This window comes from Marinobacter salexigens (assembly GCF_002806945.1).
Lineage (GTDB): Bacteria > Pseudomonadota > Gammaproteobacteria > Pseudomonadales > Oleiphilaceae > Marinobacter > Marinobacter salexigens.
Genome location: NZ_NIHC01000001.1, coordinates 495,382 through 507,633, shown reverse-complemented (window position 1 = coordinate 507,633; position 12,252 = coordinate 495,382). Strand labels below are relative to the sequence as shown.

The 12,252-nt window shown below is 54.0% G+C and carries 11 protein-coding genes; 2 read left to right on the top strand and 9 right to left on the bottom strand.

Annotated features, from left to right (window positions below; all coding sequences use genetic code 11):
* Positions 1 to 132 precede the first annotated feature (132 nt).
* Positions 133 to 525 (top strand): globin, encoded by a 393-nt coding sequence (locus CDH47_RS02340; protein ID WP_100638209.1) that lies wholly within the window; start codon positions 133 to 135, stop codon positions 523 to 525.
* 18 nt (positions 526 to 543) lie between these two features.
* Positions 544 to 2,352, top strand: coding sequence for a SulP family inorganic anion transporter (locus tag CDH47_RS02335; protein ID WP_205077484.1), 1,809 nt, complete (start codon positions 544 to 546; stop codon positions 2,350 to 2,352).
* On the opposite strand, the gene CDH47_RS02330 is transcribed toward CDH47_RS02335, so the two are convergent.
* The 9 genes from CDH47_RS02330 to dctP all read right to left on the bottom strand — a co-directional run bounded on the left by CDH47_RS02330 (position 2,349) and on the right by dctP (position 12,036).
* Entirely contained in the window at positions 2,349 to 3,572 is a 1,224-nt protein-coding gene (locus CDH47_RS02330) for a multidrug effflux MFS transporter (protein ID WP_275667839.1), read from the bottom strand. The two genes, CDH47_RS02335 and CDH47_RS02330, sit on opposite strands and share 4 nt — an antisense overlap.
* 83 nt (positions 3,573 to 3,655) lie before the next feature.
* On the bottom strand, positions 3,656 to 4,099 hold the full coding sequence (locus tag CDH47_RS02325) for a DUF4124 domain-containing protein (RefSeq protein WP_100638208.1): 444 nt from the start codon (positions 4,097 to 4,099) through the stop codon (positions 3,656 to 3,658).
* A gap of 80 nt (positions 4,100 to 4,179) precedes the next feature.
* A complete protein-coding gene (gene glcF, locus CDH47_RS02320) occupies positions 4,180 to 5,391 on the bottom strand; it encodes a glycolate oxidase subunit GlcF (RefSeq protein WP_100638207.1) in 1,212 nt (403 codons plus the stop codon).
* A gap of 160 nt (positions 5,392 to 5,551) precedes the next feature.
* Positions 5,552 to 6,619 carry a glycolate oxidase subunit GlcE gene (glcE, locus tag CDH47_RS02315; protein WP_100638206.1) on the bottom strand — a complete coding sequence of 356 codons (1,068 nt, stop codon included), beginning with the start codon at positions 6,617 to 6,619 and terminating at the stop codon, positions 5,552 to 5,554.
* Positions 6,612 to 8,087, bottom strand: a complete 1,476-nt coding sequence (locus CDH47_RS02310; protein ID WP_100638205.1) for an FAD-linked oxidase C-terminal domain-containing protein — start codon at positions 8,085 to 8,087, stop codon at positions 6,612 to 6,614. The genes glcE and CDH47_RS02310 overlap by 8 nt, the downstream gene beginning before the upstream one ends.
* Before the next feature lie 24 nt (positions 8,088 to 8,111).
* Positions 8,112 to 8,537, bottom strand: a complete 426-nt coding sequence (locus CDH47_RS02305; RefSeq protein WP_100638204.1) for a GlcG/HbpS family heme-binding protein — start codon at positions 8,535 to 8,537, stop codon at positions 8,112 to 8,114.
* Positions 8,538 to 8,557: 20 nt separating this feature from the next.
* Positions 8,558 to 10,093 carry a TRAP transporter large permease gene (locus tag CDH47_RS02300; RefSeq protein ID WP_100638203.1) on the bottom strand — a complete coding sequence of 512 codons (1,536 nt, stop codon included), beginning with the start codon at positions 10,091 to 10,093 and terminating at the stop codon, positions 8,558 to 8,560.
* Positions 10,090 to 10,794: a TRAP transporter small permease subunit gene (locus tag CDH47_RS02295; protein ID WP_100638202.1), complete on the bottom strand. Its 705-nt coding sequence runs from the start codon at positions 10,792 to 10,794 to the stop codon at positions 10,090 to 10,092. The genes CDH47_RS02300 and CDH47_RS02295 overlap by 4 nt, the downstream gene beginning before the upstream one ends.
* 105 nt (positions 10,795 to 10,899) lie before the next feature.
* Positions 10,900 to 12,036: a TRAP transporter substrate-binding protein DctP gene (dctP, locus tag CDH47_RS02290; RefSeq protein ID WP_100638201.1), complete on the bottom strand. Its 1,137-nt coding sequence runs from the start codon at positions 12,034 to 12,036 to the stop codon at positions 10,900 to 10,902.
* Positions 12,037 to 12,252: the final 216 nt, after the last annotated feature.

Genomic DNA, 12,252 nt, shown 5'->3' with positions numbered 1-12,252 from the left:
TGATTTCCGATGCACCTGTCGTGCCCAGGGCCCTGTCTCGGTAACAAATTTCAACAGAAGAAAGCACACTCAACCATTACCCTTAGCGCCCTACTCAATTAGTCAACTTGTCAGAAGGGCCCTTGAACGCATATGAATAACACCGATCTGGTTTTCCAAAGCTACGGAAGGTGCTGTAATCGCGACGAGTTTTTTGTCGATTTCTACGAGCACTTCATGTCGAGTTCCGATGCCATCAAGAACCGCTTTGTGAATACAGATATGCCGGCGCAGAGACATCTTCTGCGTCACGGCGTTTTGCAGCTTATTCTTACTGCTCGTGGCATGCCAGATCGTAAGCTCAAAGCACTTGGCGAGAGCCATAATCGCTCGAACTTTAACATCAAGCCTGAATGGTATTCGTTATGGCTGGATGCGCTGGTGAAAACTGTGCGTCTTCATGACCCAGAGTTTACCAAAGAACTTGGAGATGCCTGGAGGGAGGTGCTTACACCTGGAATCGATCTGATTAGAGGAGCCTACTGAACGCCCCACTGATACTGCTTGATTCAGCCAGTTGATTTCCACACACTTGAAGGCCAGCCCTCAAGCGAAAAGCTGCGTTTTATGCTCTACAAATTACTTCCTGGATTGCTGTGGCTGCAGGGATATACGACCCACACTCTGAAGCGAGACGTGGTTTCGGGCCTGGCTATCGGTGTGATGTTGATCCCGCAAAGCATGGGCTATGCGGTGCTGGCCGGCTTACCACCAGAATTTGGGCTGTATGCGTCGATCTTTCCGCCACTTTTATATGCTCTGCTGGGCACCTCTAACAAGATTTCTATCGGGCCAGTGGCACTGGATGCCATTCTTATCCTTTCTGGCCTGAGCGTTCTGGCAACGCCGGGGTCAGACCACTACCTTCAATTGGCGATTGAACTGACCCTTCTGGTTGGTTTGATTCAGTTTCTGTTCGGACTGCTCAGGTTTGGCTTCATCGTCAACTTCCTCTCTTACCCGGTTGTGGTTGGCTACACCTCTGCAGCCGCTATTGTCATCATCGGCAGCCAACTTCAGAACCTCACCGGGGTTCATGTCGACAGCGCCAACGTGCTGGACCTCTGCTATCAGTTACTGATGAACATTGGTCACTGGCACGGCATTACTGTGGCAATTGCTATTGCGAGTCTGCTGTTTATCTTTTTTTGCAAACGGCGGACACCAAGGGTTCCAAGTGCACTGATTCTGCTGGTTGGCACCATGCTGCTATCCGGGCTGTTCCATGCCGGGCAGGCAGGTGTTGAAGTCATTAACTCTGTACCACGAGGGTTCCCGGCCTTGCAGTTCCCGGATCTTGATTTCAACAAGCTGGGTGAGCTGCTTCCGGTTGCCTTCACTGTTGCCCTGATGGGTTTTGTGGGCACCATGTCGATTTGCAAATCCCAGGAGTCCCCCAAGGATAAGCGCAGTGTACAGCCCAACCAAGAACTGGTTGCCCTGGGCCTGGCTAACGCTTTAGGCGCCATGTTCCGCAGCTTCCCCGTCTCAGCCAGCTTTTCAAGAAGTGCCGCAATGCGCGAAGCAGGTGCGCTGACTCAAGTATCGGCACTCGTCTCGTCTGGCCTGATTGCCATAACAGTAATCTTTCTTACGCCTCTGTTTACCGACTACCCCTTACCCAAAGCTGTTCTGTCCGCGATTATCATTATGTCGGTGCTGGGGTTGTTCAAATACAAAGAAATGAAGGCCTTGTTCCAACAAGACAGGAAAGAATTCCTGATCCTTCTGGTTACCTTCGTGATCACTCTGATGCTGGGGGTTCAGCAGGGCTTACTGGTGGGCGTTGCCGTGTCGCTGATGCTGGTAATTTACAACAGCACAACCCCGCACATGGCCGAGCTGGGAAAGCTTGATGGTGAGGATCTTTATCGCAACATCAACCGCTTCGAAAGCATCAGTGTCCGCAAGGATCTGCTTATCTTCCGCTTTGATGCGCCGCTGTATTTCGCAAATAAGGACTTTTTTAAAACCCGGCTATACAGCCTTATAAAAAAGCGACCTGAGGGTGCATTGAAGGCAGTGATACTGGATGCACAATCCGTAAGCAGCATCGACAGTACCTCGCTGATCATGCTGGAAAGCGTGATTGAGAATCTGAAGGAACAGGGAATTGAATTTTACCTGGTCAGCCTCATAGGCCCTGTGCGCGACACTCTCACACAGTCGGTGGGGCTGCATGAGTATGTGCTGGACGAACACATGTTCCCTCAGATAACAGACGCGGTATTGTACATCGACCAGGGCATCAGCTCCCGAGCGGCCATTGCCAAACAAAGCAATACCGCAAAGAAGCAACGCTTTAAAGGTTAAATGCTCTGGCCCTCAGGCTTAGCCTGGCCCTCTCGTTCAGTCGCAGCCGGGCCGCCTGCTGCAAGTATGGCTGCGCCATAGACACACACCGCCATAACCAGCACGATGGGCAACAGAGCTCCCCCCGCCAGAGTCGCAGACAAGGCGCTGATTACGCCCGCGATAGTGAATTGCGCAGCTCCGAGCATCGCTGCAGCAGTCCCGCCAAGGTGGGGGAAAAACTCCAGCGCATTGGCCATGTTATTGGGAATAATGGCACCCATAAACCCGACAGCGACAATAATACAGGCCGCTATAACCCAGTAAGGCGCTCCAGCCCAGGCACAAACTACCAGGGCGCTGACGGCCATGGCCTGCAGAAATACACAGGCTCTGAGAATCCGCACCGACCGATACTTGTTGAGCAAGCGCCGGTTGAGCAGGTTCAGGCTTGCCATAGCCACTATATTGGCCGCGAACAGCCCCGAAAACATGGAATTCGAGAGCCCAAACCACTCCTGATAGATAAAAGAGGCGTGTGTAATAAACACCATCATGGAGCTGAAACACAGCGCCTGAAGCCCAACAAACCGCATGGTCAAACCATGGCGAAGCACCAGCCCATAGTTGGTGACCAATGTGGTGACAGGCGTGCGTTCTGATTGTCGAGACGGCAGGCGCTGGAACAACAGAAAGTGCAGAATAACGGCTAACAGGGCTGCGTAGCCTGCCAGCATAAGGAAAATCACGTGCCACTCACTGAGGTACAGCAGAGCTGAACCAATGGACGGTGCGGCCGCAGGCGCAATAAACATAACCAGACCAATCAACCCGAACAATCGTGCTGCATCCTGGCCACTGGTTTGATCGCGCACAATCGCTGGCACAGACACTGCACAAAAAGCACCACCAACTCCTTGCACAATTCGCCATCCCAGCATGTTTGCCAAGGTTTCAGACTGGGCAACCATAAATGCGGCAATAGCAAAAACCAGCAGCCCTGCGAATAATACCCGCTGCCGGCCATAGCGGTCGGACAAAGGTCCGCCCAGCAACTGTGCAAGCCCCAACGCGGCAATATAGGCGCTCAGCGTGAGCCCGACACCGCCATGTCCAATACCAAGTTCATCAGCAATTTCCGGAAAAGCAGGCAGATAGGCATCAAGCGCCAGCGGCCCCAAAGCAACGGTCATGCCCAGCAGGATGGCTAATTGAAGGTGAGATAATGGTGTTGTATTCAAAACTGAATTCCAAACGTCGTGCACAGGCGAAACATGAAGAACCTTGGTTTGTTAGGGTGCTTAGTACATGACAGTCTACAGCATCAGCGCAACATACACTCCCAGCTGAGTGAATGGTTCAGGTTACGGCGTTTTCGGCGCAGGCTGTTACCTTTACTAATACCGTAGCCCGCACGAAGTTGCGATTGAACCTTGGCAAGTTCGCGCCGATATCTGGCACAGGCCTTTTCCTGCTTGGCAATCGCCTTTTCCCTCGACCTGCCACGCGCTGAACTGTCTTTGCGATCAGACGAGAGCATCCCACGCACCTGCTTACGGATACCTGAAATACGCTGATGTTGCTTAAGATTCTCAGCCATGGGCACTGTTACGGGCGTCGTAACGTCCAAGGACTGGTGCTCTTTATCAGAGGGCGGGGTGTCGGTAAAGTGAACCACGCCGTTGGCGTCTGTCCAGGTATAAATCTCGGCAATGGCCGATGATGAGAAACTAAATATCAGAATCGCAGCTGCCAAAATCCCTGGCATAAATAACCACTCCCTGTGGTAGCGTTAATTGCAGCAGCAGTATAACGGGTCCCCAGAGGTGGTGTAAGCCAGCCTCGGCGCTATTGTGGATCGAGCAGTTCTATCCAGTGCTGCACAGGTACCCGGGATTTGGTTTCCAGATGCATCTGGCAGCCTGCGTTGGCCGTTACAATGCGGTCAGGATTATCCACCATCAGCGCTTTGAGTTTATTGCCCAGTAGCTTCTGGCTAAGTTCTGGCTGCAATACCGAATAGGTGCCTGCCGAACCACAGCACAGATGCTTGTCTTTGGTGATGGCCAGGTTGATGCCTGCCTTGGTAAGCACTTGCTCTACAACACCGTTTTGCTTCATGGCGTGCTGGAGTGTGCAGGGGCAATGGAACGCAACTTTGCCAGAGGAACTCTGTACCCTAAGGCTTTCAAGATTCTGCTCCAGCAAAAATGCGCCAAGGTCGGTGCAGATTTCGCTGACTCTGGCGGCTTTGGAGGCGTAAACCGGATCGTTTCTTAACAAGTGCCCGTAGTCCTGCACCATGGCTCCACAACCCGAGGCGGTCATAATCAGCGCCTCTGCGCCAGATTCTATGGCTGGCCACCAGGCATCAATGTTCTGGCGCATGCGCTCCAGGCCTTTCTCGTGCTCGGAGAGGTGGTAGTTCACCGCGCCGCAGCATCCGGCTTCCGGGGCTTCGACCATGGTGATGCCGAGCTTGTTCAGCACTCGGGCGGCAGCCGCGTTGGTGTTCGGTGTAGCTGAAGGCTGCACGCAACCGGCCAGCGCCAGAACAATTCTGTTATGGCTTGCGGCTGGCCAGGGGCTTGCCTGTTTTTTCGGTGGTACTTTTGCTCGCAGTTTGGCGGGCAGTAGCGGCGCGAAGGTTTGCCCGAGTTTCAGCAGGTACCCAAACAGTACTCGGTTGGGGACTACTCGCGCGAGGGCCCAGCGTTTCCATTTTTCTTTCGGGGGGCGTGGCAGTTCTTTGTCAATAAGGTCGCGGCTGATGTCCAGTAGGCGGCCGTATTTTACGCCTGAGGGGCAGGTGGTTTCGCAGCTGCGGCAGGTTAGGCAGCGGTCGAGGTGTTCACGGGTTTTTTCGGTGACTTCGGCGCCTTCGAGGAACATTTTCATGAGGTAGATGCGGCCCCGGGGGCCGTCGCGCTCGTCGTTGAGTTCCTGGTAGGTTGGGCAGGTTGCGGTGCAGAATCCGCAATGGACACAAGCCCGCAGTATGGCTTCTGCTTCCTGCCCTTCTGTTGTGTTGGCGAACTGTTGGACTAAATTTGTTTGCATATCGTGCCTGCTAGAGATCCTTGATCAGGAGTACCGCGGCCGGGGACTCTTCTTCTGAAACACGCTGTGAATACTTCCCTGTACGCTTGGCTACGCCATCCATGGCTTCGCACAGTTTCAGAAGAAGAGTCCCCGACCGCTAATCTGGCTAAGGTATTGCCTACATCCAGCTATATAATCTGCCTGGATTGAACAGCCCGTCGGGATCAAATGAGCTCTTCACCCGCTGCTGAATCGTTTTAAGCGCATCAGGCTGGCTGTGCATTACCTCACCACTTCTGTCACCACCCCGGAACAGGCTTACCTGTCCGCCAGCGGCGCGAGCCAATGGCTCCATGTCGCTCAGTTGTCCCGCACCTCGAAACCAGCGTTGGGCGCCGGCCCAGTCTATGAACCAGTCGCCTTCGATGGTGGGGTTCGCAGCAGTGGAGTTAACGGAGAATCGCCATAGCGCTTCGTCGCTTCCGGCGAAGAAGTCGTGCTGCATGTCTTGTACTGAGTGCCAGAATTCTGCATCTGCCTCTAATACCTCGCCACTCCACTTTTCTGCGGTGGCTTCTACGGCGGTTTTGGCTCCGGAGAGGCGTAAATAGACTTTGCCATCTACCCAACAGGCGGCTGTGATAGGTTTGGGTTCGGCTGAGCGGCTGTTCATATAGTGGAGGACTTCGTTCATGCCCATTTCCTGCACCAAGGTCATGCTGGCTGCGGGGCTGGGCATTACTTTGAGGCTGATTTCAGTGATGAGCCCCAGGGTGCCTAAGGCTCCGGCCTGGAGTCGGGAGACATCGTAACCGGCGACGTTTTTCATCACTTCGCCGCCAAACCGCAAATGCTCGCCTTTGCCGTTAATCAGGCGTATGCCAAGCACTTGGTCCCGAACTGATCCAGTCCAGGGTCTGGCTGGGCCAGACAGGTTGCAGGCGAGTGTGCCGCCAATGGTGGATTCGGGGCCAAAGTGAGGGGGTTCGAAGTGCAGTGCCTGGCCTTGTTCGGCAAGCACTGCCTCAATCTCGGCCAGCGGCGTGCCTGCACGCACGGTCATTACCAACTCTACGGGATGGTAATCCACTATGCCGGTGTGCTCGCTCACGTTGAGGGTGCCTGCCTCTGCACTGGCTTCACGGCCGATGAAGGCTTTGGTGTTGCCACCCACTATGTTGAGCTTCTCCCCGCGAGCGCGGGCCTGGAGCACTTGCTCCTGAAGTTGTTGAGAGATATCAGCCATGTTGTGCGGCTTCCGTGTGTTCGTGCTTGTGTTGTTTGTGTTCGAGCGACCGATATTCCTGGCAGAATTTCAGGGCAGGTACCGCTTTACCCGGGTTGAGAATGCCCGTCGGATCAAACGCTGCTTTCACATCGTGAAATTGTTGCAGCTCTTCATCGTTGAATTGAATTGCCATCTGGCGAATCTTCTCCACGCCCACGCCATGCTCGCCAGTAATGCAGCCACCCACATCCACGCACATTTTCAGTATTGCCGCTCCGAAGGCTTCGGTACGTTCGAACTCTCCCGGTACGTTTGCATCAAACAGGATCAACGGGTGCAGGTTGCCATCGCCGGCATGGAATACGTTGGCGACGCGCAAGCCAAACTCTTCAGACATTTTGCCCATCTCAGACAAAACATAAGCAATGTGTCGACGAGGAATGGTGCCGTCCATGCAGTAGTAATCTGGAGAAATGCGGCCAACGGCGGGGAATGCAGATTTACGTCCCAACCACAGCAGCGCCCTCTCCTCTTCGCTTTGAGAGGTGCGAACCGAGGTGGCCCCAAGCTTACGGAAAACCTCTTCGGCCTCGGCTATGTGTTCGTGTACTTCTTCTTCGGTGCCGTCCACTTCACACAGAAGCAGCGCCTTGGCGTCTCGCGGATAGCCGGCACCGGCAAAGTCGTCCGCCGCCACTATGGCGTAGCCGTCCATCATTTCCAGGCCGCCTGGAATAATGCCGTGGGAAATAATGCCACCCACCGCATCACCCGCCATCTGCACGCTGTCGAAACCGGCCATCACCACCTGCGCCACTTCAGGCTTGGGCAGAAGCTTTACCTTCACTTCTGTTACCACGCCCAGTAATCCTTCCGATCCAGTTAGCAGGGCGAGTAGATCCATACCGCAGCTATCCAGCCCATCGCTCCCCACGGTTACCACATCACCCTCAGCGGTCACTATTTCCACACTGAGAAGGTTATGCACTGTCAGCCCGTACTTCAGGCAGTGCACACCACCTGAGTTCTCCGCCACGTTGCCACCAATGGTGCAGGCAATTTGTGATGAAGGGTCGGGGCCGTAGTAAAGGCCGTATTGAGCGGCTTCTTCGCTAATCGCCAGGTTGCGAACACCCGGCTGCAAGCTGGCTGTTCGCGCCAGTGGGTCGATGTTCAGAATGCGGTTGAACTTGGCAAGCGACAGCACCACGCCTTCTTTGTTTGGCATGGCCCCTGCGCTCAGCCCTGTTCCCGCGCCACGGGCAACCACCGGAACCCCATATTTATGGCAGACCCGCATAATCCGCTGCACCTGGGTTACGGTTTCCGGCAGCACCACCAGCAACGGCATTTCGCAGTACATGGACATGCCGTCGCATTCGTAGGGCTTCATGGTTTCGTCATCAGTGATAACGAAATTTGCATCAACAAAGCCCCGGAGCTTTTCAGCCAGCTCGGCTTTGCTGATGGTTGGTTTGGTTGTCATATTGCCTTCCTCAAACCGCCTGTTTCAGCCCCGCTGGGCTGCAAAATAATCAATTCCCGCCTGGGCGCAATCCATGTCCTGTTGTGGTGTGCCAGAGCTTAAGCCGATACCACCTACAACATCGCCATCGACAATCACAGGCAAACCTCCGCCCACAGAACTTATGCGCCCGCCCACTTCAGTGTGAATTCCAAAAGCCAGGCTGCCAGGTACGTTAACGGCATTATATTCATGGGTAGCTTTCTTGGCTGCTGCGGCTGTGAACGCTTTATCCTGGGCAATGGTCACACTTGTAATCTTACCTCCATTCATGCGCTCGAAAGCGATCAGGCTGCCAGATTCGTCAACAATAGCGATGCACATAGGCACGCCTATTTCCTTGGCCTTTTCTGCCGCACCGGCAATCAGCAGTCGCGCTTCGGCCAAATCCAGTCTGTTGATTGTTAGCATTTTATTTTCTCCACAATGAATTAGCCGTAAACCAACCCGGGCAGCCAGGTAACAACACCCGGAATAGCGATGCACACCATCAGGCCAAACGCCTGAATGGCAAGGAACACCAGGGAGGATTTGAAGATAGTGCCCATGGATATTTCCGGCGGGCACACGCCACGTATATAAAACAGTGCATAGCCAAAGGGTGGGCTGAGAAACGACATCTGCATGTTCACCAGATACAGCACCCCGAACCAGAGCACCACATCATCGCCCTCTACCGGCGGCAATCCGAATAACCCTTCAAATGTCAGCGCCTTCACAATTGGGATGAAGATAGGAACGGCCAGAAGCAGGATGCCAACCCAGTCCAGGAACATGCCCAGCACTATCAACAGCCCCATCAGCAAAAACAGAATGCCGTATGCGCTCATGCCTGTGCCCAAAATGGAGTCTGTTACAAACTCCTGACCACCCTGGAGAATGTAAAAACCCACAAAAACCGAAGCCCCGAACATGATCCACAGCACCATGGCAGACGCTTTAGCCGTGGTTATGGAGGCCTCACGCAGGCCACTGATATTGAACCGGCCGTGCATGATGGCGACAACAATGGCGCCGAATGAACCGATGCCCGCTGCTTCAACCGGGGTCGCTATGCCACCGAACAACAGGCCAAGCACCAGAGCCACAAGTATGAGGGGCGCAATCAGGCCTTTCAGCAGAAGCAGCTTTTCCCGCAGGGAGATTCGCTCTTCCACGGGTACAGGAGGCCCGAGGCTTGGGTTCAGCCAGCTGCGAATCAGAACGTAGGCAATATAGAGGCCGGAGAGCATCAACCCGGGAATCACCGAGCCCAGGTACAGCTCACCCACCGACTGCTGTGCCACCACTGCATAGAGAATGGCAAGAATGGAAGGGGGTATAAGAATACCCAAGGTACCGCCGGCCATAATGGAGCCAATGGCGATCTTGTGGTCGTAGCCACGCTTCAGCATCGCTGGCAGCGCAATGATGCCCATGGTTACAACCGCAGCACCAATTACACCCACCATGGCAGCCAGAAGTGTAGAGGCCAGTATGGTTGCCGTTGCAAGGCCACCGCTAAGGCCGCCCATCCATTTGTAGACCACGCTGAACATTTCCTCGATCAGCCCGGCACGCTCAAGCATCGACGCCATAAATATAAACAGCGGAATCGCAGCCAGGTCAGAGTTGGTCATCATCGGGAAGATGCGGCTTGGCACAATGTTCAGCATCATCGCATCGCCAACGAGATAGACGAACAGGACGCCGAGGCCACCCGTTACAAACGCCAGTGGCAGCCCCATCATCAGGGCAACAAACAGCGAGCCAAACATCAAATAGGTCAGCGGGCCAATTTCTACACTGGCAAGGCTACCGGCAAACTTGAACAGAAATTTTTCGTCGCTAAACGGGTCGTAGAACAGGATGTTGATCAACTCAACACAGATGACAAACCCGAAGCCGATGGTAGCCAGAATCATCAGCCAGGTGCCAAGCTTGCCCGAAAGAGTAGACCCTGAAGCAGTCGGTGCATTAGTAGTCATGCCACACGCTCCTGCCCAAGGCGAACAAACAGAACAATGTCCTTTATGAGCTTGGATACGCCCGCAAGTAACAACAAGGTGGAGCCAAGCATCATCATGCCTTTGACTGGCCAGTACTGAATGCCCCAAGTCTCAACAGTGGTTTCATTCATGGAGTAAGAGTTCTCGAAAAAGGTCCAGGAGGTCACCATGAGTACCAAGGCAAACACGAAGAAAAACATTGAAGTGAAAATATCCATGCCAATCCTGCCGCGTACTGGCAAGAGGTTGTAAACCACATCCACTCGCACATGGGCGCCGTGGAGCATGGCAAATGCGCCTGCCAGCAGGTACTGCATGCCCAGCAACAGGAAGCTGGCCTCATGCACCCAAACCGTGGGCTGGTTAAACATGTACCGCATGACAACTTCGAAGAAATAGAAAACTACGGCGTTAACGGTCCAGAAAGCGACAAACTCACCCGACTTTTCGCTAATCCAATCAATTGGGCGGGTAAACCAGTTACCTTCGAACTTCAGGTAAACCAGTGGGTCGTCTTCCATGGCCTGCAATTCACCCGGCGTCATGCCAGGCTCTGCGGGTTCGCCGCCCCGGGCGCAAGCCCACTTGTGCCACCCCATCATGATGAGCGGCATCACCGCCAGCCAACCCCAGTACAACCAGTGCGGCATTACAAATCCGAAGCCTTCCAGATCAGACATACGCTTACTACCTCAGCCATAAAACAGGGAAGGTGGGGCCCCGCTTTTCCGGGGCTGCCCGAGCCCTTCCCCAATGTGCTTTTATTATTTTCAGGTAACGCAGGCTTACTTGCCTTTGACGCCTTCCAGATCAGACTCGCTTACATAACCAACGGTGTCGTTCATCATGTACTCAAGCTGCATGTCGAAGATGGCGCGAGCATCCTCGTTCTTGTTAGCCCACTTGTACCAGATGGGAATCGCGGCACGGCGGAACTCGGCAAGGTCATCCTGGCTGAGGCGAGTCACCGTATCGCCGTCTGCCCTGAACTTCTTCATGGCTTCAATATTGCGCTTTTGAATAGTGAGGTAATGCATCTGGGAATAGTTGCGAACTTCATCTTCCACCAGTTTTTGCAGTTTCGGATCAAGCTTGTTCCAGTTCCTCAGGTTGACGGTAAGGTCCATCAAATCCACGGGCTGGTAGATAGACATAACACCGGGAGGGCCGAACATGATGTAGTCCGTAACCTGGGAGAAGCCCAACTCGTAGTTGACCGCTGGGCCAACATAATCCGCAGCATCAATGGTGCCTTTCTCCAGTGCCGGGAAAATATCAGAACCGGGCAAGCTCACCGTCGAGACACCAAACTGCTGGAACACTTCGGCGACCATTCCACCGGGCACTCGGATCTTCATGCCTTTCAGGTCATCAAGGCTGTTGACCGGCTTTTTGGAGTGAATGATGTTAGCGTCGTGCTGAATGGGCCCCACATAAAACAGGCCATACTTTTTATAGATTTCCCGGGTTTTCTCCAACATGCCCATGGAGTAGAACATGGTGTCCCACTGGTGCGGCTGATCCGGGCCAGCAGGATAGGAAGACAAAAATACCGATGCAGGGATCTTGCCAGACCAATACAAGGTGAAGGGGTTCATCCCTTGCAGCACGCCATTACGCACAGCTTCAAACAAGGCGTTGTTATCGGCAGCAACCGCCTTGGCCGGGAAGGGTTTGAAAATAAGCTCGCCGCCGCTTTTCTCCTTGATGCTCTCGCACCATTCTTCAAACAGGTCGTAACCGACAGTGCCCGCATCCCAAACTGACTGTATTTTCCAGGTTGTTGCAGCGTGAGCCTGGCCTGCCCCCATCATCAGCGCACCCGCCAGAGCGGTGCCAAGGGCTGCGGTTTTCAGAAAACTCCTGCGCTGCGAAACTGCGCCGGCTCCGCAATTGTTGGTATTGGTCTTGCTCGGTTTCATCGAGACATCTCCGCTAAAATTGTTGTTATGTTTTTTTGTAGAGCTCTGAGCAACACCGGCTTCATAATCCGGTATCAAAAACGATATTCGTTGGCGGCACCTGTTTAGTCCAGCAAAGACACCACTGGTCAGACCAGTTTCTGTAACGGTAAAAATGGACGAATGCGGCCCAATCGGCCATATTCAAAGGGCTGTCGCATTGCGGGCAGCCATAAC